The sequence below is a fragment of the Salmonella enterica subsp. diarizonae genome (genome assembly GCF_008692785.1).
GTDB classification, from domain to species: domain Bacteria; phylum Pseudomonadota; class Gammaproteobacteria; order Enterobacterales; family Enterobacteriaceae; genus Salmonella; species Salmonella diarizonae.
Window position 1 is genome coordinate 34,710 of the sequence record NZ_VXJV01000013.1, and the last position, 23,354, is coordinate 58,063.

Below are 23,354 nucleotides of genomic sequence, written 5' to 3' on the forward strand. Positions count from 1 at the left end.
GCCCCATCCCGCGCTTTTTTTATACAAAAATTACAGGTTGCCACTCGCGTACAAATTTTTGTACACCCTAATTCATCGTACAAATATTGTAATATTATTCAGGAAAGTTATTTTAATGCAGTTTCAATTCATCACACAATTGACTCAACCCCCGTTATCTCTCCCGTTTGGCGAGATCCGGTCTTTTATGTTCATATTCCAGGAGTTCGGGTATGAGGATTTGCAGCAACGAGCCTTGCATAGTGGTATTAACCGAAAAAGACACATGGTTACGAGTAAATGGTAAGGAGCCAATCAGTTTAAAAGCGAATCATATGGCCATTCTGGCTTGTGAAAATAACGTTATCGATATTTCATCATTAAATAGCGTGCTAGTAATACAAGTGAGTCGCAATAATATTAAAGACTATTTACAATTCCTGAATAAAGATCTCTCACACCTACCCATCTGGCAACGCAACGCAGATCCCTTATTGACCGCCACCTGTCTGACGCCAGATATTTTCAGGGTCGCCGTCCGCTACAGCGCGATGGAAACACAGGATGAAATTGCTATTGAACGTACTCGTTCTCTCCTTTTCACCGTTTTATCCCGCTTTCTTGACCACAAAAAATTCATCTCTTTGTTAATGCATATGCTGCGTAGCCGCATCAGCGACAGCGTTTATCACATCATCCAGAGCGATATTCATAAAGACTGGAATCTGAGCGCCGTCGCCAGTTGCCTATGTCTGAGCCCAAGTTTGTTAAAGAAAAAACTCAAAAATGAGAATACCAGTTATAGCCAAATAATCACCACCTGCCGAATGCGTTATGCCGTAAACCAATTATTAATGGATGGAAAGAATATCTCGCAAGTCTCACAGCTTTGTGGGTATAACAGCACGTCGTACTTTATTTCCGTGTTTAAAGAGTTTTATGGTATGACCCCCCTGCATTATGTTAGCCAACATCGGGAACGATCAGCCGCCTAATTTTTACACACTCAACGATAAGACACGATAATATCAGCATTGGCGATAACCTGTCTCCGATATAATTCAGCAGCATTCTAAGGGGGTATGATACGACGTAATTTATCGTAACGAAGTCACCTTTTCAGGAGTCCAAATTATGTCTTCGGATGCTGATGCTCACAAAGTGGGCCTAATCCCCGTCACCTTAATGGTCTCGGGGAATATTATGGGTTCAGGGGTATTCTTACTCCCTGCCAACCTGGCGGCCACTGGCGGGATTGCAATCTACGGATGGCTGGTCACTATCATCGGCGCCCTGGCGCTGTCGATGGTTTATGCCAAAATGTCGTCCTTAGATCCCAGTCCCGGCGGTTCCTATGCCTACGCACGCCGCTGCTTCGGGCCGTTTTTAGGCTATCAAACGAACGTGCTGTACTGGCTGGCATGCTGGATCGGTAATATCGCGATGGTTGTTATCGGCGTCGGCTATCTGAGCTATTTCTTCCCGATTCTGAAAGATCCGCTGGTATTAACGCTTACCTGCGTCGCGGTGCTGTGGATTTTTGTTCTGCTGAACATCGTCGGGCCGAAAATGATTACCCGCGTACAGGCCGTCGCCACCATACTGGCGCTGGTGCCTATCGTAGGGATTGCGGTCTTCGGCTGGTTCTGGTTTAAAGGCGAAACCTATATGGCGGCCTGGAACGTGAGCGGCATGAATACCTTCGGCGCGATTCAAAGCACGTTGAACGTCACGCTATGGTCATTCATCGGGGTAGAAAGCGCCTCCGTTGCGGCCGGGGTGGTGAAAAATCCGAAACGCAACGTGCCTATCGCCACCATCGGCGGGGTACTGATCGCCGCCGTCTGCTACGTGCTTTCCACAACGGCGATTATGGGGATGATCCCCAACGCGGCGCTGCGTGTATCGGCATCGCCTTTTGGTGACGCGGCGCGTATGGCGCTGGGCGATACCGCAGGGGCTATCGTTTCCTTCTGTGCGGCAGCGGGCTGCCTGGGCTCTCTCGGCGGCTGGACGCTGCTTGCCGGTCAAACCGCAAAAGCGGCGGCGGACGATGGTCTCTTCCCACCGATCTTCGCCCGGGTGAATAAAGCCGGTACGCCAGTGGCTGGATTGCTTATCGTCGGCGTGCTGATGACTATCTTCCAATTCAGCAGCATGTCGCCGAACGCCGCGAAAGAGTTTGGTCTGGTCTCCTCCGTGTCGGTTATCTTCACCCTGGTGCCTTATCTTTACACCTGTGCCGCGCTGTTGCTGTTGGGCCACGGTCACTTTGGTAAAGCACGCCCGCTGTATCTACTGATTACCTTCGTCGCGTTTGTGTATTGCATCTGGGCGGTCATCGGTTCCGGTGCCAAAGAGGTGATGTGGTCGTTCGTCACGTTGATGGTGATCACCGCACTGTATGCGTTGAACTACAATCGCATTCACAAAAACCCGTATCCTCTGGATGCGCCGGTTAAACAGGATTAACCACGTCGTTAATGTTATCGTAACAGGCCGGATAGCGCAGGTTATCCGGTCGCCACTAACATTAAGTTCTTAAGGTTCACTTAATTTTACTTTGTCACGATTAGCGTCACTGAATCGATGGACGCATCAACATGTTAAAACGCTTTCTTAAAAGACCTGTTCTTGGGCAAATCGCCTGGCTTCTGCTTTTTTCCTTTTATATTGCCGTCTGCCTGAACATTGCGTTCTATAAGCAGGTACTACAAGACCTACCGTTAAACTCGCTGCGCAATGTGCTGGTGTTTATTTCCATGCCGGTCGTCGCGTTCAGCGTGGTCAATAGTGTGCTGACGCTGGCCTCATTTATTTGGCTAAACCGGCTGCTGGCCTGCATTTTTATTCTGGTCGGTGCTGCCGCGCAGTATTTTATTTTGACTTACGGCATCATCATCGATCGCTCCATGATCGCCAATATGGTGGATACCACGCCTGCGGAAACCTTTGCGCTGATGACGCCGCAAATGGTGCTGACGCTGGGATTAAGCGGCATTCTGGCAGCCATGGTTGCCTGCTGGATTAAAATTCGCCCCGCGATGCCGCGCTTACGTAGCGGGCTTTACCGCCTGGCCAGCGTCCTGATCTCTATTTTATTAGTTATTCTGGTCGCCGCCTTTTTCTATAAAGATTACGCCTCGCTATTTCGAAATAATAAACAGTTGATCAAAGCGTTAAGCCCATCGAACAGTATTGTCGCCAGTTGGTCATGGTATTCGCATCAACGGCTGGCGAATTTGCCGCTGGTACGCATTGGCGAGGATGCCCATCGCAATCCATTAATGCTGAAAGGCGATCGCAGAAACCTGACGATCCTCATCGTTGGCGAAACCTCACGCGGCGATGATTTCTCTCTTGGCGGCTATCCGCGCGACACCAATCCGCGGCTGGCAAAAGACGATGTGATCTACTTTCCGCATACCACCTCTTGCGGTACGGCGACCGCGATCTCCGTTCCCTGCATGTTCTCTGATATGCCGCGCAAACATTATGACGAAGAGTTGGCGCATCACCAGGAAGGGCTACTGGATATTATCCAGCGCGCGGGGATTAACGTACTGTGGAATGATAATGACGGCGGCTGTAAAGGCGCATGCGATCGCGTTCCGCATCAAAATGTCACCGAGCTAAACCTGCCCGGCCAGTGTATCGACGGCGAGTGCTACGATGAGGTGCTATTTCACGGGCTGGAAGACTATATCGACCATTTGAAAGGCGATGGCGTTATTGTACTGCATACCATCGGCAGCCACGGCCCGACGTATTACAACCGTTATCCACCGCAGTTTAAAAAATTTACCCCAACCTGTGACACTAACGAAATTCAGAACTGTTCCCAACAGCAGTTGGTCAACACCTATGATAATACCGTGCTGTACGTGGACTATATTGTGGATAAAGCCATTAACTTGCTGAAATCCAAACAGGATAAATTTACTACCAGTCTGGTCTATCTTTCCGATCACGGCGAATCATTGGGCGAAAATGGCGTCTATTTACACGGTCTGCCGTATTCCATTGCGCCGGACACGCAAAAACATGTCCCGATGCTTATTTGGCTTTCCAAAGATTATCAACAACGTTATCAGGTAGATCAATCTTGTCTACAAAAACGGGCGAGCACGCTGGATTATTCACAGGACAATCTTTTCTCAACCATGCTGGGATTAACCGGCGTACAAACGAAGTATTACCAGGCCGCAGATGATATTCTGCAACCGTGCAGGAGATTAAGCGAATGAAGATTCTGATTGTTGAAGACGACACGCTATTATTACAGGGGTTAATACTCGCCGCGCAAACCGAAGGCTATGCGTGTGATGGCGTTTCGACAGCACGTGCCGCCGAGCATAGTCTGGAGTCAGGTCATTACAGTCTGATGGTGCTGGATTTAGGGCTGCCCGATGAAGATGGCCTGCATTTCCTGACGCGAGTGCGGCAGAAAAAATATACCCTGCCGGTACTCATTCTGACCGCCCGCGATACGCTCAACGACCGTATTACCGGGCTGGATGTCGGCGCAGATGATTATCTGGTTAAACCCTTCGCCCTGGAGGAGTTGCACGCCCGTATCCGCGCCCTGCTGCGCCGCCATAATAATCAGGGTGAAAGTGAACTGACGGTTGGCAATCTGACGCTCAATATGGGTCGACATCAGGCGTGGAGGGACGGACAGGAACTGACCCTGACGCCTAAGGAGTACGCGCTGCTCTCACGGTTGATGCTCAAGGCAGGCAGTCCGGTGCACCGGGAAATTCTTTATAACGATATCTACAACTGGGATAACGAACCCTCGACCAACACTCTGGAAGTGCATATACATAATTTACGCGACAAAGTCGGCAAGTCGCGCATTCGCACGGTTCGCGGGTTTGGCTACATGCTGGTTGCCACTGAGGAAAGCTAAGTGAGCCTGATGCGTTTTCGGCAAAGAGCGATGACCCTTCGCCAGCGTTTAATGCTGACAATCGGTCTTATTCTGCTGGTGTTCCAGTTAATCAGTACCTTCTGGCTATGGCATGAAAGCACCGAGCAAATCCAACTGTTCGAGCAGGCGCTGCGGGATAATCGCAACAACGATCGCCATATCATGCACGAAATTCGCGAGGCGGTCGCCAGCCTGATCGTCCCCGGCGTATTTATGGTTAGCCTGACGTTGCTGATTTGCTACCAGGCGGTACGGCGTATTACCCGTCCGCTCGCCGAACTGCAAAAAGAGCTGGAAGCGCGGACGGCGGATAATCTGGCGCCGATCGCCATTCACAGCTCCACGCTTGAGATTGAGTCCGTCGTCTCGGCGATCAATCAACTGGTTACGCGTTTGACCACCACGCTCGACAATGAACGCCTTTTTACCGCCGATGTGGCCCATGAGCTACGCACGCCGCTGTCGGGGGTGCGTTTGCATCTGGAATTATTGTCAAAAACCCACAATATTGATGTCGCGCCGCTTATCGCCCGTCTTGACCAGATGATGGATAGCGTCTCCCAGCTTCTGCAACTGGCGCGCGTGGGCCAGTCATTCTCTTCCGGGAATTATCAGGAAGTAAAACTGCTGGAAGATGTGATCCTCCCCTCCTACGATGAGCTGAACACCATGCTGGAAACGCGCCAACAAACTCTGTTGCTGCCGGAAAGCGCGGCGGACGTGGTGGTGCGCGGTGACGCGACGTTACTGCGTATGTTGCTGCGAAATCTGGTGGAAAACGCGCATCGCTATAGCCCTGAAAGAACCCATATCACTCTCCACATTAGCGCCGCCCCCGACGCCATTATGGCGGTCGAAGACGAGGGGCCGGGTATTGATGAAAGCAAATGCGGGAAGCTAAGCGAAGCGTTCGTGCGAATGGACAGCCGTTATGGCGGAATTGGACTGGGGCTGAGTATCGTCAGCCGCATCACCCAACTGCATCAGGGACAGTTTTTCCTGCAAAACCGTACGGACAGAACAGGCACCCGTGCCTGGGTGCTGTTGAAAAAGGTATAAACAGGCGTTTAATACGTAGTGACCCACACATAGATAAAACTGCTGACAATCAGCACACTACACAGGGTCGTCAAACTTTTATAAATATAGCTTTTCATGACGCTCTCCTCCAAAGGTATGGAGGAGAGTGTGCCAGCGAGAGATTAAGCGAACCTTAAGCGCGACATTTATTCATCGATGCGCGGATGTTGCTGTACCAGACGCGAACGTTTAACCTGCAACTCCGCAATTTCCTGATCGATGTCGTCGATTTTCTGCTCAATATTATCGTAATGCTCGCCCAGAATTTCCTTCGCTTCCTGGATGTCCGACGCCGCTGGCGTTGCGCCTTTTAGCGGGCGATTGGCCGTCTCTTTCATGGAAATACCGGTAATCAAGCCTATCACCGCGATGACCATCAAATAATACGCCGGCATCATCAGATCCTGCGAACTTTCCACCAGCCAGGCCGCCAGCGTCGGCGTCAGACCGGCAATCAATACAGAGATGTTAAAGGCCGCCGCCAGCGCGCTGTAGCGAATATGCGTCGGAAACATCGCCGGCAACGTCGAGGCCATCACCCCGGTAAAGCAGTTCAAAATCACCGCCAGCATCAACAAACCGGCAAAAATCAGGCCAATAACGTTACTGTTAATCAAAATAAAGGCCGGAATTGCCAGCGCAAACAGCGCAATGCTGCCCATAATCACAAACGGACGACGACCGAAACGGTCGCTCAACAGCCCCATCACCGGTTGCACAAACAGCATCCCGATCATAATAGCGATGATAATCAACACGCCGTGATCTTCAGAATAGTGCAGGTTATGCGACAGATAGCTCGGCATGTAGGTGAGCAGCATGTAGTAGGTCACGTTGGTGGCAATCACCAGACCGATACACGACAACAGGCTACGCCAGTGTTTGGTGGCGATCTCTTTAAAAGAGACTTTCGGCCCATCCTGCAGCCCTTCGCGGTCGCCCTGCTCCAGTTTCTCCACGTGCTGCTGGAACGCTGGCGTCTCTTCCAGCGCATGGCGTAAGTAGAGACCGATAATCCCCAACGGCAGGGCGATAAAGAACGGAATACGCCAGCCCCACTCCAGGAAATTCTCCTCACCGACAATCGTCGAGATTAAGACCACCACGCCCGCGCCCAGCACGAACCCTGCAATGGAACCAAAATCCAGCCAGCTTCCCATAAACCCGCGTTTACGGTCCGGCGAATATTCAGCGACAAAGATCGATGCGCCGGTATATTCCCCGCCAACCGAGAAGCCCTGCGCCATTTTACACAGCAACAATAATATTGGCGCCCAGATACCGATCGTCGCGTAAGAAGGAATTAACCCGATACAGAAGGTACTGATCGACATAATCACAATCGTGATCGCCAGGATCTTCTGGCGCCCGTATTTATCGCCGAGCATACCAAAGAATAACCCGCCGAGCGGTCGAATCAGGAAGGGAACGGAAAACGTGGCCAGCGCGGCAATCATCTGGACGCTGGGATCGGCGCCGGGGAAAAAGACTTTACCCAACGCATAGGCAACAAATCCATAAACACCAAAATCAAACCACTCCATCGCGTTGCCCAGCGAGGCGGCGGTAATCGCTTTGCGAAGTTTACCGTCATCAATGATGGTCACATCGCCCAGTGTAATCGGTTTTATTTTTTTCCTTTTCAGCATAGCTGTCCTCATAGGCTAAGCCCTGTAGCGCTATATACGGCGGGCACCGGCATACCGCGCCAGCGTCGCCGTCGAGCGGAGGGAGAGCGCGAACGCTATCCCTCATACAAGCGTAGCAGGTTTACTTACACTGTCCGGTTACGGACTGTACAACCGAACCTGTTGACGCCTGAATGGGCAGTTAATGACCTCTTTACCCTAACAGTGTTTAAATATGTGATCAACTTCACACATATATGTCAATCTGGTCAAAAGGTGTAAACAAGGACGCCCTCATGCGCTGTGGTGACAGGAAAAAAGCGGTTATTCGGCTGTAAACCATTGCTGACTGGCGTTGCGCAGCCGCTTTTATAAAAGCGGCAATAGTCCCGACAACGCTAAGGATTTTGTGTATAATTGCGGCCTTTTTCGGCGATCTGCCATTTTTGGGCGCGTTTGCCCCCGCTGACTTTTTGAGGAAACCAACATGTCATTACCCCACTGCCCGCAATGTAACTCCGAATATACCTACGAAGATAACGGCATGTTCATCTGCCCGGAATGCGCCCACGAATGGAACGATGCGGAGCCTGCTCAGGAGAGCGATGAACTGATTGTCAAAGACGCTAACGGCAACCTGCTGGCGGACGGCGATAGCGTCACCATCGTGAAAGATCTGAAAGTAAAAGGCAGCTCTTCCATGCTGAAAATCGGTACCAAAGTGAAGAACATTCGTCTGGTTGAAGGCGACCATAACATCGACTGCAAAATCGATGGTTTTGGCCCGATGAAACTGAAATCCGAGTTCGTGAAAAAGAACTGATTTACCGTGTCATTGCCCGGTAACGCCTCGCTTACCGGGCATGAGCCGCCCTTCCACCGACAATATTGTACAAATTTCGAACTATACTTAACGAGCGTCTCTTACCTGAGGTAACCATCATGCCGTTAAGTCCCTATCTCTCTTTTGCCGGCAACTGTGCCGACGCCATCGCGTATTACCAACAAACGTTAGGCGCAAAACTGCTCCATAAACTCAGCTTCGGTGAAATGCCCCCATCGGCGGCGGATAACGAAGAGGGCTGCCCGTCAGGAATGCACTTTCCCGATACCGCTATCGCCCACGCCAACATGCGCATTGCGGGCAGCGACATCATGATGAGCGATGCCATCGCGTCGGGAACGGCGCATTATTCCGGCTTTACGCTGGTGCTTGATACCCTCGATGTGGAAGAAGGGAAACGCTGGTTTGATAACCTTGCCGCACAAGGGCAAATCGAAATAGACTGGCAGGAGACCTTCTGGGCGCATGGTTTCGGCAAGGCCAGCGATCGGTTCGGTGTACCGTGGATGATTAACGTTGTTAAACAGCAGCCTGCCACCTAACTCCCCGGGAGGCGCAGCCTCCCGCAGTGTCATCAAATCCCCCTTAATTCTTCATCTTGAAGTAACCAGTCATTAACTAAAACGTCACATAAATCCGCCACGATGGGGCCACTTTTCCAGGGAGGCCGCAGTATGCAAACGATTATTCGTGTCGAGAAACTCTCCAAAACGTTCCAGCAAAATCGGGCGCTTAATGCGGTTGATCTGCATATCGCCGCCGGTGAAATGGTCGCGCTGCTTGGGCCGTCCGGCTCCGGCAAATCCACTCTTTTACGTCATTTGAGCGGGCTTATCACCGGCGATAAAACGCCGGGTAGCCATATTGAGCTACTGGGCCGTACCGTTCAGCGCGAGGGCCGACTGGCGCGCGACATTCGTAAGAGCCGCGCCCATACCGGCTGTATCTTTCAGCAATTCAACCTGGTCAACCGCCTGACGGTACTGGAAAACGTGCTGATTGGCGCGCTCGGTAGTACGCCGCTCTGGCGTACCTGTTTTCGCTGGTTCAGCCGGCAACAGAAACAGCGAGCATTTCAGGCGCTGACCCGCGTCGGTATGACGCACTTTGCGTATCAGCGCGTCTCTACGCTCTCCGGTGGTCAACAGCAGCGCGTCGCCATCGCCCGTGCCTTAATGCAACAGGCGCAAGTCATTCTCGCCGATGAACCCATCGCTTCGCTGGACCCGGAGTCGGCGCGCATCGTGATGGACACGCTGCGCGATATCAACCAGACAGATGGCATCACTGTGGTCGTCACGCTACATCAGGTGGACTACGCCCTGCGCTACTGCGAACGGATTGTCGCGCTGCGGCAGGGAAACGTCTTTTACGACGGTGGCAGCCAGCACTTTGATAACGATCGATTTGACCATCTTTACCGCAGCATTAATCGCGTCGAACAGAACGCGCAGGCTGCTTAACGTCCCCTTAGTGAGGAATGGAAATGCGCTATAAAACCGTTGCCGCGCTGGCCTTCACCAGCATATTGCTAAGTTCTGCCCACGCCGCAGAGCAGGAAAAGGCGCTGAATTTTGGCATTATCTCGACTGAATCACAGCAAAATCTGAAGCCACAGTGGGACCCGTTCCTGAAGGATATGGAAAAGACGCTGGGTGTGAAAGTGAATGCCTTCTTCGCCCCGGACTACGCGGGCATTATTCAGGGGATGCGCTTTAACAAAGTCGATATCGCCTGGTATGGCAATCTTTCCGCGATGGAAGCGGTGGATCGCGCCAACGGCCAGGTTTTCGCTCAGACCGTTGCGGCGGACGGATCGCCTGGCTACTGGAGCGTGTTGATCGTCAACAAAGACAGTCCGATCAACAATCTCAACGATCTGATCGCCAAACGTAAAGTTCTTACCTTCGGTAACGGCGATCCTAACTCCACCTCAGGCTTCCTTGTTCCCGGCTATTACGTCTTCGCCAAAAACAGGATTTCTACCAGCGACTTCAAACGTACCGTTAATGCCGGACACGAAACCAACGCGCTGGCGGTCGCCAACAAGCAGGTGGATGTCGCCACCAACAACACCGAAAACCTCGATAAGTTAAAAACCTCCGCGCCGGACAAGCTGAAAGCGTTGAAGGTGATCTGGAAGTCGCCGTTGATCCCTGGCGATCCTATCGTCTGGCGTAAAAATCTCCCCGACGCCACCAAAGATAAGGTGTACGACTTCTTTATGAACTACGGCAAAACGCCGGAAGAAAAAACCGTGCTTGAGCGTCTGGGCTGGGCGCCGTTCCGCCCCTCCAGCGACCTGCAACTGGTACCGATTCGCCAGCTAACGCTGTTTAAAGAAATGCAGAGCATAAAGGACAACAAAGGGCTGAGCGAGAAAGAGAAAGTCAGCAAAACCTCGGCGCTGAAAGCGCAACTTGACGATCTCGACCGCCTGACCGCCGCCCTCGGCGCGATGACCAGCGTAAATAAAGTGGTTCAGTAATGCGTAGGCCGGGTAAGCGCAGCGCCTTACCCGGCCTACCGGTAAACAATCCTTCTTACGGAGCCAAATATGCACACCATCACCGTCGCCCCGCCAAAGCGTAGCTGGTTCTCGCTGCTAAGCTGGGCCATCCTGCTTGCCGTGCTGGTCGTGTCGTGGAAGGGCGCCGAAATGGCCCCATTCACGCTAATCGAGGATTCCGGCAATATGGCGACCTTCGCCGCCGACTTCTTCCCGCCGGACTTCAGCCAGTGGCAGGACTATCTCGGCGAGATGGCCGTGACTCTGCAAATCGCCGTCTGGGGCACTGCCCTGGCCGTCATTCTGTCGATTCCTTTTGGCCTGATGAGCGCCGATAACATCGTACCGTGGTGGATTTATCAGCCGGTACGCCGCTTGATGGACGCCTGTCGCGCCATTAATGAAATGGTCTTCGCCATGCTGTTTGTCGTCGCCGTCGGTCTCGGCCCGTTCGCGGGGGTGATGGCGCTGTTTATCCACACCACCGGCGTGCTCTCCAAGCTGCTTTCCGAAGCAGTCGAAGCCATTGAGCCCGGCCCGGTTGAAGGTATTCGCGCTACCGGCGCTAATAAGCTCGAAGAAATTCTTTTTGGCGTACTGCCGCAGGTAATGCCGCTACTGATCTCCTACTCGTTATACCGTTTTGAATCTAACGTCCGCTCCGCGACGGTGGTTGGAATGGTCGGCGCAGGCGGCATCGGCGTCACCCTGTGGGAAGCGATTCGCGGCTTTCAATTCCAGCAAACCTGCGCCCTGATGGTGTTAATCATCGTCACCGTCAGCCTGCTGGACTTTCTCTCTCAGCGTTTACGTAAACATTTTATCTGATTAACGAGGCACTGCTTGCCATGCACTTCGATACCCCCACCCGCCAGCGCTGGATGCGCGCGCTGGCTTACAGCAATGCCGATGCGCTGAACGCCCGTATGCAGGCGTTAAAACTGACCCCAACCTATGAACTGATTCGCGCCCCGGAAACCGGACTGATGCAGATTCAGGCGCGAATGGGCGGCACCGGCAGCCGCTTCTTTGCTGGCGACACCACTCTGACGCGGGCAGTCGTGCGCCTGAAAAGCGGCACGCTGGGCTACAGCTATCTGCTGGGTCGCAACAAACCGCACGCCGAACAGTGTGCCGTCATCGACGCCCTGCTTCAGGAGCCGTCTCATTTTCAGACGCTGATGGAAACCTTAATTGCCCCGCTGGAGGCGGAGCGTGAGGCGCAAATTCGCGCTCGTGCTGCCGAAGTCAACGCCAGCCGGGTCGACTTCTTCACGCTGGTACGCGGGGATAACGCATGACACCATCTACGGCACTACAGACCGCCTTTAACCTGCCCGTCCAGGACGCGCAACAGAGCTTTCGCCGCCTGCTGAAAGCGATGAGCGAACCGGGCGTGATTGTTGGCTTGCATCAACTGAACCATGGCTGGCAGCCGCTAAATCTTGCCACGACCAGCGTCTTGCTGACGCTGGTTGACGGCGACACCCCGGTCTGGCTATCGCCTGCCGTTAATAACGATATCGCCCGCCAGAACCTGCGCTTCCACACCAACGCGCTGCTGGTTGAACAACCGCAGCAGGCCACCTTCGCCGTCGCCGACGCGCGCATCAGCGGCGAGCAGCTTAACGCGCTTTCCGCCGGTTCCGCCGTCGCGCCGGAAACCAGCGCCACGCTGATTGTCCAGCTTTCCGCTCTGAGCGGTGGCCGGATGTTGCGCCTGACCGGCGCGGGGATCGCCGAAGAGCGGATGATTGCCCCGCAGTTGCCGGACTGCCTGCTTCACGAACTGACCGAGCGTCCGCATCCCTTCCCGCTGGGAGTCGATTTACTCCTTACCTGCGGCGAACGGCTGCTGGCCATCCCGCGAACCACCCATGTGGAGGTGTGCTGATGTACGTCGCTGTCAAAGGGGGCGAAAAAGCGATAGCCAACGCCCACGCGTTACAGGAGAACCGCCGCCGGGGCGACAGCGCCATCGCCGAACTCAGCGTGGCGCAAATCGAGCAGCAGATGGGCCTCGCCGTAGATCGCGTGATGACCGAAGGCGGCATTGCTGACCGCGAGCTGGCGGCGCTGGCGCTGAAACAGGCCAGCGGCGATAACGTTGAGGCTATTTTTCTGCTGCGCGCTTATCGCACCACTCTGGCGAAGCTGGCGGTGAGCGAGCCGATGAATACCGCAAACATGCGCCTGGAACGCCGCATCTCCGCGGTCTACAAAGATATTCCTGGCGGGCAGTTATTAGGCCCAACGTATGATTACACCCATCGTCTGTTAGATTTTACGTTGCTGGCGAAGGGTGAAACGCCGCCGCTACGCACCGCCGATAACGCATCAGAAGCCGCTCCGCATGTCTTTTCACTGCTGGCGAATCAGAACCTGGCGAAGCGCGAAGAAGATAACGGCGCAGAGCCGGATGATATCACCCGCACGCCGCCGGTTTACCCCTGTTCCCGCGCCTCGCGTCTGCAACAGCTCATGCGCGGCGACGAAGGTTACCTACTGGCGCTGGCCTACTCCACCCAGCGCGGCTACGGGCGCAACCACCCGTTCGCGGCGGAGATCCGCAGCGGTTATGTGGCGCTGGAAACGGTAGCAGAAGAGCTGGGATTTGCAGTAAACGTCGGCGAACTGCTGATGACAGAATGCGAAATGGTGAACGGCTTTGTCGCGCCGGAAAACGACACGCCGCATTTTACCCGCGGCTACGGACTGGTCTTCGGCATGAGCGAACGTAAAGCAATGGCAATGGCGCTGATGGACAGAGCCCTACAGGCGCCCGACTACGATGAAGCGGTCACAGGCCCGGCGCAGGACGAAGAGTTCGTACTGGCGCATGCGGATAACGTCGAGGCGGCGGGTTTTGTTTCGCATCTCAAGCTCCCCCATTACGTCGATTTCCAGGCCGAGCTGGAACTGCTCAAACGCCTGCAACAGGAGGCCGTCCGTGACCACTAATCTCTCTGGCTACAACTTTGCCTATCTGGACGAGCAGACTAAACGCATGATCCGCCGCGCGATTTTAAAAGCGGTGGCGATTCCTGGCTATCAGGTGCCGTTTGGCGGTCGCGAAATGCCGATGCCTTACGGCTGGGGTACTGGGGGTATTCAGCTAACCGCCAGTGTGATTGGCGAAGCGGACGTGCTGAAAGTGATCGACCAGGGGGCGGACGACACCACCAACGCGGTGTCTATCCGCAACTTCTTCAAGCGCGTCACGGGCGTAGCTACGACGGAGCGCACCGAAGACGCGACGCTGATCCAGACCCGTCATCGAATCCCGGAAACACCGCTGGTGGAAGATCAGATCCTTATCTATCAGGTACCAATCCCGGAACCGTTGCGCTTTATCGAACCCCGTGAAACGGAGACCCGCACCATGCACGCGCTGGAAGAGTACGGCGTGATGCAGGTGAAGTTGTATGAAGATATCGCCCGCTTCGGCCATATCGCCACTACCTACGCCTATCCGGTGAAGGTGAACGGGCGCTACGTCATGGACCCATCGCCCATCCCGAAATTCGATAACCCTAAGATGGACAGGATGCCCGCGCTGCAACTGTTCGGCGCGGGACGGGAAAAACGCATCTATGCCGTACCGCCGTATACACGGGTGGAAAGTCTCGATTTCGACGACCATCCGTTCCGCGTACAGAGCTGGGACGAACCCTGCGCTATCTGCGGCTCGACGCACAGCTATCTCGACGAAGTGGTGCTGGATGATAGCGGCAAACGGATGTTTGTCTGCTCCGACACCGATTACTGCCGCCAACAGAGCGAGGCTCTCAACCCATGACGCAACCGCTGCTTTCGGTCAATAACCTGACGCATCTCTACGCGCCGGGCAAAGGCTTCAACAATGTCTCTTTTGATCTGTGGCCTGGCGAAGTGTTGGGTATCGTCGGGGAGTCCGGCTCCGGCAAAACCACTCTGCTGAAATCGATCTCTTCACGTCTGATACCGCAGTCCGGTGAGGTTCAGTATCAGAACCGTTCGCTGTATGGCATGAGTGAAGCCGATCGCCGCCGTCTGTTGCGTACCGAATGGGGCGTGGTGCATCAGCATCCGCTGGACGGTCTGCGCCGTCAGGTTTCAGCGGGCGGCAATATCGGCGAGCGTCTGATGGCGACAGGTGCGCGTCACTACGGAGAAATCCGCGCTACCGCCCGGCGCTGGCTGGAGGAGGTTGAAATTCCCGCCTCGCGCATCGACGACCTACCCACCACCTTTTCCGGCGGGATGCAGCAACGTTTGCAGATTGCCCGTAACCTGGTCACCCACCCCAGACTGGTATTTATGGACGAGCCCACCGGCGGGCTGGACGTCTCCGTACAGGCGCGTCTGCTCGATCTGCTGCGCGGTCTGGTGGTGGAGCTGGATCTGGCGGTGGTAATTGTCACCCATGATTTAGGGGTCGCCCGCCTGCTGGCGGATCGTCTGCTGGTGATGAAACAGGGACAAGTGGTGGAAAGTGGGTTAACCGACCGGGTACTCGACGATCCGCATCACCCGTATACCCAGTTGCTCGTGTCGTCGGTATTGCAAAATTAAGAGGCCAACATGATTCACGTTGAAAACGTCAGTAAAACCTTCGTGCTCCACCAGCAAAACGGCGTGCGTCTGCCGGTACTGAAAAACGCCACTCTGGCAGTGAAAAGCGGCGAATGCGTGGTGCTCCACGGTCACTCCGGCAGCGGTAAATCGACGCTACTGCGCTCGCTGTACGCCAATTATCTGCCCGATGAGGGGCATATCCGGATTCGTCACGGCAATGAGTGGGTAGATCTGGTGCAGGCGCCGACGCGTAAGGTGCTGGAAGTCCGTCGCTCGACCATCGGCTGGGTAAGCCAGTTTTTACGCGTCATTCCGCGCATCTCCGCGCTGGATGTCGTCATGCAGCCGCTGCTGGAACTGGGCGTCCCGCGTGACGTTTGCGCCGCCAAAGCCGCCCGGCTGCTCACCCGTCTGAATGTGCCGGAACCGCTATGGCATCTAGCCCCTTCCACCTTTTCCGGCGGCGAACAGCAGCGCGTGAACATCGCGCGCGGATTTATCGTCGATTATCCGATTTTGTTGCTGGATGAACCTACCGCCTCGCTGGACGCCAACAACAGTGCCGCTGTGGTCACGCTGATTACCGAAGCCAAAGCGCGCGGCGCGGCCATCGTCGGTATTTTTCATGACCAGGCCGTGCGCGACCGCGTGGCGGATCGTTTGCATGCGATGGGAATCACCTCATGATTATCAATAATGTAAAACTGGTACTGGAAGATGATGTGGTACAGGGTTCGCTGGAAATGCAGGACGGAGTTATCCGTGCCTTCGCTGAAAGCCGTAGCCGCCTTCCTGCAGCGCTGGATGGCGAAGGCGGCTGGCTGCTGCCGGGGTTAATAGAGCTGCATACCGATAACCTCGACAAATTCTTCACCCCGCGTCCTAAGGTCGACTGGCCTGCTCATTCGGCGATGAGCAGCCATGATGCGCTGATGGTCGCCAGCGGCATTACTACCGTGCTGGACGCTGTCGCCATTGGTGATGTGCGCGACGGCGGCGACCGTCTGGAAAACCTGGAGAAGATGATCAATGCCGTGGAAGAGACGCAAAAACGCGGACTCAACCGCGCCGAACATCGTTTACATCTGCGCTGCGAGCTACCGCATCACACCACCCTGCCGCTGTTTGAAAAGCTAGCCGATCGCGACGCCGTCACCCTGGTGTCGCTGATGGATCACTCGCCAGGTCAGCGCCAGTACGTCAGTCTTGAGAAATATCGCGAGTATTACCAGGGAAAATATCATCTGACCGACGACGAAATGGATCGTTTTGAAGCGGAACAGATCGCGCTGGCCGAACGATGGTCCACCCCGAATCGTCAGTCCATCGCCGCGATGTGTCAGGCACGTCATATCGCCCTGGCAAGCCACGATGACGCCACTTACGCACATGTGCATGAATCGCATCTGATGGGCAGCGTAATCGCCGAATTTCCTACCACCTTTGAAGCCGCAAAAGCCTCACGTCAGCATGGGATGAATGTACTGATGGGCGCGCCGAATATCGTGCGCGGCGGTTCGCACTCCGGCAACGTGGCAGCCCATAAGCTGGCTGAACTGGGGCTGCTGGATATTCTCTCTTCCGACTATTACCCCGCCAGCCTGCTGGATGCGGCGTTTCGCGTCACGGATGACGCCAGTAACACGTTTACCCTGCCGCAGGCCATTTGTCTGGTAACACGCAATCCCGCGCGGGCGCTCAAGCTGGATGATCGCGGCGTCGTCGCGCAAGGGAAACGCGCCGATCTGGTGCTGGCGCACCGTAAAGGCGATCACGTCCATATCGATCATGTCTGGCGTCAGGGGAAAAGGGTGTTTTAACGATGGGAAAACTGATCTGGTTAATGGGGCCATCCGGCTCCGGTAAAGACAGTTTGCTGGCGGAACTTCGTCAGCAGGAACATGAACAGTTGCTTATCGCTCACCGCTACATTACTCGGGCGGCCAATGCGGGTAATGAAAACCATATCGCGTTGAGTGAAAAAGAGTTTTTCATTCGTGCGGGACAAAACCTGCTGGCGCTGAGCTGGTATGCTAACGGTTTTTATTACGGTCTCGGTATTGAAATCGATCTCTGGCTGCACGCCGGTTTTGACGTGGTGGTCAACGGTTCACGCGCACATCTGCCGCAGGCGCAGGCGCGCTACGGCGTTTCTCTATTACCGGTTTGCTTGACGGTTTCACCCGATATTTTACGCCAGCGACTGCAGATGCGCGGGCGAGAAAATGACGCCGAAATCGCCGCCCGTCTGGAGCGAGCGGCGCATTATCCGCCGTTTAACTGTCCTACCGTTAATAATGACGGAAGTTTGCTACAGTCTGTCGAAAGACTGCTCATTTTGATGGGACGTAAGGAGGAACATTATGCCAGTCTGTGAATTACGTCGCGCAACGGCAGAGGATATCGATTCCGTTTACGCGCTTATCTGTGAGCTGAAGCAAGATGAAATTAATTATCAAGCCCTTAGAGAAGGATTCGCCGCTAACTTGCAGGACCCCCATTTTCGATATCATTTAGCGCTTTACAATGGAGAGGTGGTTGGCATGATCGGCCTGCATATACAGTTTCACCTTCATCATGCGAACTGGATCGGCGAAATTCAGGAGCTGGTGGTGATGCCGCAGGCGCGTGGGTTGAAGGTGGGGAGCACACTGTTGGCCTGGGCGGAAGAGGAAGCGCGTCGGGCGGGCGCGGAGATGACGGAGCTTTCCACCAGCATTAAGCGCCACGACGCTCATCGATTCTATCTACGCGAAGGTTATGCGCAGAGCCACTTCCGCTTCACCAAAATGCTGTGAGGCATTGATGAGTTTTATCATTACGCTGACAGGCACCGGCGGCGCGCAGGGCGTACCGGCATACGGCTGCGACTGCCCTGCCTGCCGTCGGGCGCAAATGCAGCCCCGGTTTCGCCGTCGCCCCTGTAGCGGCGTGGTCAAATTCAACGATGCCGTCACCTTGATCGATGCGGGTCTCCACGATCTGACAGATCGCTGGCCCGCCGGCTCGTTCCGGCAGTTTTTGCTCACCCATTATCATATGGATCATGTGCAGGGATTGTTTCCGTTACGCTGGGGTGTCGGGGCATCGATCCCGGTTTATGGCCCGCCGGATGAGCAGGGGTGCGACGATCTGTTTAAGCACCCTGGCATCCTTGATTTCAGCTACACCGTTGAGCCTTTTGTAACGTTTGATTTACAGGGATTGCAGGTAACGCCACTACCGCTCAACCACTCAAAACTGACCTTTGGCTACCTGCTGGAATCGGCACACCGTCGCGTAGCATGGTTATCTGATACCGCTGGCTTACCCGATAACACCCTAAAATTTCTCCTCAACAACGCCCTACAGGTAGTCGTGATCGACTGTAGCCATGAACCACTCCCCGCGCCGCCGCGTAACCACAACGACTTAAACAGAGTTATTGCTATTAAGGAGGTGATTCGTTGCCCGCGGGTCATTGTTACTCATATCAGCCATCAATTTGATACGTGGATGATGGCGAACATGCTGCCTGATGGTATTGAAGCTGGCTATGACGGGATGGAAATCGTTCTGGAGTAAGCCCGCTTGTCGGGCTCGGGTATACCTTATTTCGCCACAATCTGAAAAACAGATTTCTTGCTTTCACGCTTTAATCTTAAAAAATAAATACGCGCTGTGCTGGTGTTAATCCGCCAAAACACATTGAATATAAAAATAATAAATTCGGTTTTATGATAGCAGGGACCACCAGACCGAATTCCCTTCGAATAAATAAATTCACTACACAAATGTTAAATGGAGACTTATATGAATAACGAGAAGTTATTCCGTTTAAGCAGGATGTTTATTGCTGTTATCTGCGCATCTGGTCTTTTTATTCATACCGCTTTCGCGGCTGAATCTGCGAAAGATGCTACCGCCTATACCCAACAGGTTAATCAATAATACACGAAGAACCTGCCGTTCAGCGATCGGCAGGACTTTGCCGATGTGCAGCGCGGGTTTATCGCTCCCCTGCTGGGGCAGGGTATTCTAAAAACCGCCAGCGGGAAACCATTCTATCGTGCCGAAGACTACAAATTTGATATCAACGCGCCAGCGCCCTGTTCTATCCCAGCTTTGATATCAAAGCCTTCTTTGGTCTTGATTCTATCCATCTGGATAATTTGTTTAAAAACACCAGTAAACAAATCAACTTCATTCCGGGCTTACGCCTGCCGCTTTTCGACGGAGGACGCCTGAATGCCAACCTGGCAAGCACCAGGGCCACCAGCAATATATTGATGGAACGGTATAACCAGTCCGTACTCAACGCCGTGCGTAATGTGGCGATCAACGGCACCCATCTGCAAACGCTTAATGATCAGCGCGCCATACAGGCACAGCGGGTAGACGCCACGCGTTATACCCAGGCCTCCGCCGAGGCGGCGTTAAAACAGGGGCCGGGAAGTCGATTACAGGCCACCGAAGCCAGACTTCCCGTGTTGAGCGAACAAGTTTCGCTGCTGATGTTGGATACCCTACGCATTATTCAGAGTATCCAGCTTATCAAATCACCGGGCGGCGGCTATCAGGCCGCAAAAACCGAGCAGGACTGATAAATGTCATGCGGCATTTTCTTTCGACACGTCAAAACTGACGATAGCCTGTTTTTCGTCAGGGTCTTGAGCAAAATTCGCCCGTAATATCAGGGGAAGTCCACACTAAAAAAGTGGCATAAAACATGCATACTGAGGGCGACAGCGCGTATGCGCGATTTGATTAACTGGAGCGAAACCGATGAAAAAAGTCGTCACGGTTTGCCCGTATTGCGCATCAGGTTGCAAAATCAACCTGGTGGTCGATAACGGCAAAATCGTCCGGGCTGAGGCGGCGCAGGGGAAAACCAACCAGGGTACCCTGTGTCTGAAGGGCTACTACGGCTGGGATTTTATTAATGATACCCAGATCCTGACCCCGCGCCTGAAAACCCCAATGATCCGTCGCCAGCGTGGCGGCAAACTGGAATCTGTTTCCTGGGATGAAGCACTCAATTACGTCGCTGAACGTTTGAGCGCCATCAAAGCGAAGTACGGTCCGGATGCAATCCAGACGACCGGCTCCTCTCGCGGTACCGGAAATGAAACCAACTATGTAATGCAAAAATTCGCGCGCGCCGTTATTGGTACCAATAACGTTGACTGCTGCGCTCGCGTCTGACACGGCCCATCGGTTGCAGGTCTGCACCAATCGGTCGGTAACGGCGCAATGAGTAATGCGATTAACGAAATTGATAACACCGATTTAGTGTTCGTCTTCGGGTATAACCCGGCGGATTCCCACCCTATCGTGGCGAATCACGTGATTAACGCTAAACGCAACGGGGCGAAAATTATCGTCTGCGATCCGCGAAAAATTGAAACCGCGCGCATCGCTGACATGCATATCGCGTTGAAAAACGGCTCGAATATCGCGCTGCTCAACGCCATGGGTCATGTCATTATTGAAGAAAACCTGTACGACAAAGCGTTTGTCGCCAGCCGTACCGAAGGTTTTGAAGAGTACCGTAAGATTGTCGAAGGCTATACGCCGGAGTCCGTCGAAGAGATTACTGGCGTGAGCGCACAGGAAATTCGTCAGGCGGCGCGGATGTATGCCAGCGCGAAAAGCGCGGCGATCTTGTGGGGTATGGGCGTCACCCAGTTCTATCAGGGTGTGGAAACCGTGCGTTCACTGACCAGCCTCGCGATGCTGACCGGCAACCTCGGCAAACCAAGCGCGGGCGTTAACCCGGTTCGCGGCCAGAACAACGTTCAGGGCGCGTGCGATATGGGCGCGTTGCCGGATACGTATCCGGGCTACCAGTACGTTAAGTTCCCGGAAAATCGTGAGAAATTCGCTAAAGCCTGGGGCGTAGAAAGTCTGCCTGCGCATACCGGCTATCGCATCAGCGAGCTGCCGCACCGTGCGGCGCATGGCGAAGTACGCGCGGCGTACATTATGGGTGAAGATCCGCTGCAAACCGATGCGGAGCTCTCTGCGGTACGTAAAGCGTTTGAAGATCTGGAACTGGTCATCGTGCAGGACATCTTCATGACCAAAACCGCGTCGGCGGCGGATGTGATTTTACCGTCTACCTCGTGGGGCGAGCATGAAGGCGTCTTCTCGGCGGCTGACCGTGGTTTCCAGCGCTTCTTTAAAGCCGTTGAGCCTAAGTGGGATCTGAAAACCGACTGGCAGATTATCAGTGAGATCGCCACCCGGATGGGCTATCCGATGCACTACAACAACACCCAGGAGATCTGGGATGAGTTGCGTCATCTGTGCCCGGATTTCTACGGGGCCACTTACGAGAAAATGGGTGAACTGGGCTATATCCAGTGGCCATGCCGTGACACCTCGGATGCCGATCAGGGAACCTCGTACCTCTTTAAAGAGAAGTTCGATACCCCCAACGGTCTGGCGCAGTTCTTCACCTGCGACTGGGTAGCACCTATCGATAAACTCACCGAAGAGTACCCGATGGTACTGTCGACGGTGCGCGAAGTCGGCCACTACTCCTGCCGTTCGATGACCGGTAACTGTGCAGCGCTGGCCGCGCTGGCGGACGAACCGGGCTATGCGCAAATCAATACCGCCGACGCCGCGCGTCTGGGCATTGAAGATGAAGCGCTGGTGTGGGTTCATTCGCGCAAAGGCAAAATCATCACCCGCGCGCAGGTCAGCGATCGCCCGAACAAAGGGGCGATTTACATGACCTACCAGTGGTGGATTGGCGCCTGTAACGAGCTGGTGACTGAAAACCTAAGCCCGATTACGAAAACGCCGGAGTACAAATACTGCGCCGTACGCGTTGAGCCGATCGCCGATCAGCGAGCCGCCGAGCAGTATGTGATTGATGAGTACAACAAGCTGAAAACCCGCCTGCGCGAAAGCGCAATGGGGTGATGAGAATTGCCTGATGGCGCTACGCCTTATCAGGCTTACAGGCGAACATCTCACTGTAGGTCGGATAGGTGGCATCTTTAACATTGAAAACAGCCTCGTTCTGGACTGACCCCATAAAGTTGGACAGTCCATTCCAAGAGGCTGTTTTTTTATCCATACGATCTCTTTATACTGTCTTTTCCGTACCCTAAATAAAATTCAAAATGAAACCACTTCTTGCATTGATGTTGTTTATGACATTCTTTGCCCATGCCGCAGATCCTGAGCCAGGTAGCCAGTATTTGCAGGCAGCAGAGGCAGGTGACAGACGCGCACAATATTTTCTGGCCGACAGTTGGTTGAGCTATGGCGATTTGAACAAAGCCGAATACTGGGCGCAAAAAGCCGCCGACAATGGCGATGCTGACGCCTGCGCATTACTGGCGCAAATCAAAATCACTAATCCGGTAAGCCTGGATTATCCCGACGCGAAAAAGCTGGCTGAAAAGGCGGTAAATGCGGGCAGTAAAACGGGGGAAATTACGCTGGCGCGGATCCTGGTCAACACTCAGGCAGGACGCCCGGACTACCCAAAAGCCATCTCGCTGCTGCAAAACGCCTCTGAAGATCTGGATAACGACTCCGCGGTGGATGCGCAAATGTTGCTTGGCCTGATTTACGCCAACGGCGTGGGCATTGCCGCCGATGATGAAAAAGCCGCCTGGTATTTCAAACGCAGTTCCGCCATTTCCCGTACCGGCTATTCAGAATACTGGGCGGGAATGATGTTTTTAAACGGTGAACCGGGCTTTATTGAAAAGAACAAGCAGAAGGCGCTGCACTGGTTGAATCAAAGCTGTCTGGAAGGGTTTGATACCGGTTGCGAAGAGTTCGAAACGCTAACGAATGGTTGATGTTTACTGCCGGATGGCG

General features: G+C 54.0%; 24 protein-coding genes and 2 pseudogenes. 24 read left to right on the forward strand and 2 right to left on the reverse strand.

Annotation, left to right across the window (positions count from 1 at the left end; all coding sequences use genetic code 11):
• Positions 1 to 212 precede the first annotated feature (212 nt).
• The 5 genes from F4V72_RS21575 to pmrB all read left to right on the forward strand — a co-directional run bounded on the left by F4V72_RS21575 (position 213) and on the right by pmrB (position 5,971).
• Positions 213 to 974, forward strand: coding sequence for an AraC family transcriptional regulator (locus tag F4V72_RS21575; protein ID WP_023249522.1), 762 nt, complete (start codon positions 213 to 215; stop codon positions 972 to 974).
• A 139-nt stretch (positions 975 to 1,113) separates the two neighbouring features.
• Positions 1,114 to 2,451 carry an arginine/agmatine antiporter gene (gene adiC, locus F4V72_RS21580; protein ID WP_023249521.1) on the forward strand — a complete coding sequence of 446 codons (1,338 nt, stop codon included), beginning with the start codon at positions 1,114 to 1,116 and terminating at the stop codon, positions 2,449 to 2,451.
• A gap of 131 nt (positions 2,452 to 2,582) precedes the next feature.
• On the forward strand, positions 2,583 to 4,226 hold the full coding sequence (gene eptA, locus F4V72_RS21585) for a phosphoethanolamine transferase EptA (RefSeq protein ID WP_023249520.1): 1,644 nt from the start codon (positions 2,583 to 2,585) through the stop codon (positions 4,224 to 4,226).
• Complete coding sequence (pmrA, locus tag F4V72_RS21590) at positions 4,223 to 4,891, forward strand: two-component system response regulator PmrA (RefSeq protein ID WP_023249519.1); 669 nt, start codon at positions 4,223 to 4,225, stop codon at positions 4,889 to 4,891. The genes eptA and pmrA overlap by 4 nt, the downstream gene beginning before the upstream one ends.
• A gap of 9 nt (positions 4,892 to 4,900) precedes the next feature.
• Positions 4,901 to 5,971 carry a two-component system sensor histidine kinase PmrB gene (gene pmrB, locus F4V72_RS21595; RefSeq protein ID WP_077918513.1) on the forward strand — a complete coding sequence of 357 codons (1,071 nt, stop codon included), beginning with the start codon at positions 4,901 to 4,903 and terminating at the stop codon, positions 5,969 to 5,971.
• A gap of 8 nt (positions 5,972 to 5,979) precedes the next feature.
• On the opposite strand, the gene pmrR is transcribed toward pmrB, so the two are convergent.
• A complete protein-coding gene (gene pmrR / locus F4V72_RS21600; protein ID WP_000844399.1) occupies positions 5,980 to 6,069 on the reverse strand; it encodes an LpxT activity modulator PmrR in 90 nt (29 codons plus the stop codon).
• Between the two features lie 69 nt (positions 6,070 to 6,138).
• Positions 6,139 to 7,641: a glycine betaine/L-proline transporter ProP gene (proP, locus tag F4V72_RS21605; protein ID WP_053509223.1), complete on the reverse strand. Its 1,503-nt coding sequence runs from the start codon at positions 7,639 to 7,641 to the stop codon at positions 6,139 to 6,141.
• Positions 7,642 to 8,107: 466 nt separating this feature from the next.
• On the opposite strand from proP, the gene F4V72_RS21610 reads away from it, so the two are divergent.
• The 19 genes and pseudogenes from F4V72_RS21610 to yjcO all read left to right on the forward strand — a co-directional run bounded on the left by F4V72_RS21610 (position 8,108) and on the right by yjcO (position 23,335).
• The gene (locus F4V72_RS21610) at positions 8,108 to 8,443 is read left to right on the forward strand and encodes a zinc ribbon domain-containing protein YjdM (RefSeq protein WP_000056482.1); all 336 of its coding nucleotides are present in this window, start codon (positions 8,108 to 8,110) and stop codon (positions 8,441 to 8,443) included.
• A 119-nt stretch (positions 8,444 to 8,562) separates the two neighbouring features.
• On the forward strand, positions 8,563 to 9,006 hold the full coding sequence (gene yjdN / locus F4V72_RS21615) for a VOC family metalloprotein YjdN (RefSeq protein ID WP_136058553.1): 444 nt from the start codon (positions 8,563 to 8,565) through the stop codon (positions 9,004 to 9,006).
• A 132-nt stretch (positions 9,007 to 9,138) separates the two neighbouring features.
• The gene (gene phnC / locus F4V72_RS21620; RefSeq protein WP_023249515.1) at positions 9,139 to 9,927 is read left to right on the forward strand and encodes a phosphonate ABC transporter ATP-binding protein; all 789 of its coding nucleotides are present in this window, start codon (positions 9,139 to 9,141) and stop codon (positions 9,925 to 9,927) included.
• A 23-nt stretch (positions 9,928 to 9,950) separates the two neighbouring features.
• On the forward strand, positions 9,951 to 10,952 hold the full coding sequence (gene phnD, locus F4V72_RS21625) for a phosphonate ABC transporter substrate-binding protein (RefSeq protein WP_136058554.1): 1,002 nt from the start codon (positions 9,951 to 9,953) through the stop codon (positions 10,950 to 10,952).
• Positions 10,953 to 11,021: 69 nt separating this feature from the next.
• Positions 11,022 to 11,801, forward strand: coding sequence for a phosphonate ABC transporter, permease protein PhnE (gene phnE, locus F4V72_RS21630; RefSeq protein ID WP_023249513.1), 780 nt, complete (start codon positions 11,022 to 11,024; stop codon positions 11,799 to 11,801).
• A 20-nt stretch (positions 11,802 to 11,821) separates the two neighbouring features.
• Positions 11,822 to 12,274, forward strand: coding sequence for a phosphonate C-P lyase system protein PhnG (phnG, locus tag F4V72_RS21635; protein WP_053529147.1), 453 nt, complete (start codon positions 11,822 to 11,824; stop codon positions 12,272 to 12,274).
• Positions 12,271 to 12,867 carry a phosphonate C-P lyase system protein PhnH gene (phnH, locus tag F4V72_RS21640; protein ID WP_023249511.1) on the forward strand — a complete coding sequence of 199 codons (597 nt, stop codon included), beginning with the start codon at positions 12,271 to 12,273 and terminating at the stop codon, positions 12,865 to 12,867. Before phnG ends, phnH begins: the two co-directional genes overlap by 4 nt.
• On the forward strand, positions 12,867 to 13,934 hold the full coding sequence (locus F4V72_RS21645) for a carbon-phosphorus lyase complex subunit PhnI (protein ID WP_070804290.1): 1,068 nt from the start codon (positions 12,867 to 12,869) through the stop codon (positions 13,932 to 13,934). The genes phnH and F4V72_RS21645 overlap by 1 nt, the downstream gene beginning before the upstream one ends.
• A 46-nt stretch (positions 13,935 to 13,980) precedes the next feature.
• The gene (phnJ, locus tag F4V72_RS21650; protein ID WP_053509252.1) at positions 13,981 to 14,772 is read left to right on the forward strand and encodes an alpha-D-ribose 1-methylphosphonate 5-phosphate C-P-lyase PhnJ; all 792 of its coding nucleotides are present in this window, start codon (positions 13,981 to 13,983) and stop codon (positions 14,770 to 14,772) included.
• Complete coding sequence (phnK, locus tag F4V72_RS21655; protein ID WP_023249508.1) at positions 14,769 to 15,527, forward strand: phosphonate C-P lyase system protein PhnK; 759 nt, start codon at positions 14,769 to 14,771, stop codon at positions 15,525 to 15,527. Before phnJ ends, phnK begins: the two co-directional genes overlap by 4 nt.
• Before the next feature lie 9 nt (positions 15,528 to 15,536).
• Complete coding sequence (phnL, locus tag F4V72_RS21660) at positions 15,537 to 16,217, forward strand: phosphonate C-P lyase system protein PhnL (protein ID WP_023249507.1); 681 nt, start codon at positions 15,537 to 15,539, stop codon at positions 16,215 to 16,217.
• The gene (gene phnM / locus F4V72_RS21665) at positions 16,214 to 17,350 is read left to right on the forward strand and encodes an alpha-D-ribose 1-methylphosphonate 5-triphosphate diphosphatase (RefSeq protein WP_114049189.1); all 1,137 of its coding nucleotides are present in this window, start codon (positions 16,214 to 16,216) and stop codon (positions 17,348 to 17,350) included. Before phnL ends, phnM begins: the two co-directional genes overlap by 4 nt.
• Before the next feature lie 2 nt (positions 17,351 to 17,352).
• Positions 17,353 to 17,907 (forward strand): ribose 1,5-bisphosphokinase, encoded by a 555-nt coding sequence (phnN, locus tag F4V72_RS21670; RefSeq protein ID WP_053509212.1) that lies wholly within the window; start codon positions 17,353 to 17,355, stop codon positions 17,905 to 17,907.
• Entirely contained in the window at positions 17,894 to 18,328 is a 435-nt protein-coding gene (gene phnO / locus F4V72_RS21675) for an aminoalkylphosphonate N-acetyltransferase (RefSeq protein WP_053529149.1), read from the forward strand. Before phnN ends, phnO begins: the two co-directional genes overlap by 14 nt.
• A 7-nt stretch (positions 18,329 to 18,335) precedes the next feature.
• Positions 18,336 to 19,094, forward strand: a complete 759-nt coding sequence (gene phnP, locus F4V72_RS21680; RefSeq protein ID WP_023249503.1) for a phosphonate metabolism protein PhnP — start codon at positions 18,336 to 18,338, stop codon at positions 19,092 to 19,094.
• A 228-nt stretch (positions 19,095 to 19,322) separates the two neighbouring features.
• Positions 19,323 to 19,619 (forward strand): annotated as a pseudogene (locus F4V72_RS21685) (MBL fold metallo-hydrolase); the annotation flags it as partial.
• Positions 19,610 to 20,113, forward strand: a pseudogene (locus tag F4V72_RS21690) (TolC family protein); the annotation flags it as partial. The pseudogenes F4V72_RS21685 and F4V72_RS21690, both read left to right, overlap by 10 nt.
• A gap of 181 nt (positions 20,114 to 20,294) precedes the next feature.
• The gene (fdhF, locus tag F4V72_RS21695) at positions 20,295 to 22,442 is read left to right on the forward strand and encodes a formate dehydrogenase subunit alpha (RefSeq protein ID WP_077910253.1); all 2,148 of its coding nucleotides are present in this window, start codon (positions 20,295 to 20,297) and stop codon (positions 22,440 to 22,442) included.
• Between the two features lie 203 nt (positions 22,443 to 22,645).
• On the forward strand, positions 22,646 to 23,335 hold the full coding sequence (yjcO, locus tag F4V72_RS21700) for a Sel1 family TPR-like repeat protein YjcO (protein WP_023249500.1): 690 nt from the start codon (positions 22,646 to 22,648) through the stop codon (positions 23,333 to 23,335).
• The last annotated feature ends 19 nt before the right edge of the window (positions 23,336 to 23,354 follow it).

Bases quoted from the DNA above. Each gene is read 5' to 3' on its own strand.
- phnM (WP_114049189.1), top strand. From the start codon at position 16,214: ATGATTATCAATAATGTAAAACTGGTACTGGAAGATGATGTGGTACAG.
- yjcO (WP_023249500.1), top strand. From the start codon at position 22,646: ATGAAACCACTTCTTGCATTGATGTTGTTTATGACATTCTTTGCCCAT.
- pmrA (WP_023249519.1), top strand. From the start codon at position 4,223: ATGAAGATTCTGATTGTTGAAGACGACACGCTATTATTACAGGGGTTA.
- phnH (WP_023249511.1), top strand. From the start codon at position 12,271: ATGACACCATCTACGGCACTACAGACCGCCTTTAACCTGCCCGTCCAG.
- proP (WP_053509223.1), bottom strand. From the start codon at position 7,641: ATGCTGAAAAGGAAAAAAATAAAACCGATTACACTGGGCGATGTGACC.
- phnJ (WP_053509252.1), top strand. From the start codon at position 13,981: ATGATCCGCCGCGCGATTTTAAAAGCGGTGGCGATTCCTGGCTATCAG.
- eptA (WP_023249520.1), top strand. From the start codon at position 2,583: ATGTTAAAACGCTTTCTTAAAAGACCTGTTCTTGGGCAAATCGCCTGG.
- phnD (WP_136058554.1), top strand. From the start codon at position 9,951: ATGCGCTATAAAACCGTTGCCGCGCTGGCCTTCACCAGCATATTGCTA.
- adiC (WP_023249521.1), top strand. From the start codon at position 1,114: ATGTCTTCGGATGCTGATGCTCACAAAGTGGGCCTAATCCCCGTCACC.
- pmrR (WP_000844399.1), bottom strand. From the start codon at position 6,069: ATGAAAAGCTATATTTATAAAAGTTTGACGACCCTGTGTAGTGTGCTG.
- phnN (WP_053509212.1), top strand. From the start codon at position 17,353: ATGGGAAAACTGATCTGGTTAATGGGGCCATCCGGCTCCGGTAAAGAC.
- pmrB (WP_077918513.1), top strand. From the start codon at position 4,901: ATGCGTTTTCGGCAAAGAGCGATGACCCTTCGCCAGCGTTTAATGCTG.
- phnC (WP_023249515.1), top strand. From the start codon at position 9,139: ATGCAAACGATTATTCGTGTCGAGAAACTCTCCAAAACGTTCCAGCAA.
- F4V72_RS21575 (WP_023249522.1), top strand. From the start codon at position 213: ATGAGGATTTGCAGCAACGAGCCTTGCATAGTGGTATTAACCGAAAAA.
- yjdN (WP_136058553.1), top strand. From the start codon at position 8,563: ATGCCGTTAAGTCCCTATCTCTCTTTTGCCGGCAACTGTGCCGACGCC.
- phnG (WP_053529147.1), top strand. From the start codon at position 11,822: ATGCACTTCGATACCCCCACCCGCCAGCGCTGGATGCGCGCGCTGGCT.
- phnO (WP_053529149.1), top strand. From the start codon at position 17,894: ATGCCAGTCTGTGAATTACGTCGCGCAACGGCAGAGGATATCGATTCC.
- phnL (WP_023249507.1), top strand. From the start codon at position 15,537: ATGATTCACGTTGAAAACGTCAGTAAAACCTTCGTGCTCCACCAGCAA.
- phnP (WP_023249503.1), top strand. From the start codon at position 18,336: ATGAGTTTTATCATTACGCTGACAGGCACCGGCGGCGCGCAGGGCGTA.
- phnK (WP_023249508.1), top strand. From the start codon at position 14,769: ATGACGCAACCGCTGCTTTCGGTCAATAACCTGACGCATCTCTACGCG.
- F4V72_RS21610 (WP_000056482.1), top strand. From the start codon at position 8,108: ATGTCATTACCCCACTGCCCGCAATGTAACTCCGAATATACCTACGAA.
- phnE (WP_023249513.1), top strand. From the start codon at position 11,022: ATGCACACCATCACCGTCGCCCCGCCAAAGCGTAGCTGGTTCTCGCTG.
- F4V72_RS21645 (WP_070804290.1), top strand. From the start codon at position 12,867: ATGTACGTCGCTGTCAAAGGGGGCGAAAAAGCGATAGCCAACGCCCAC.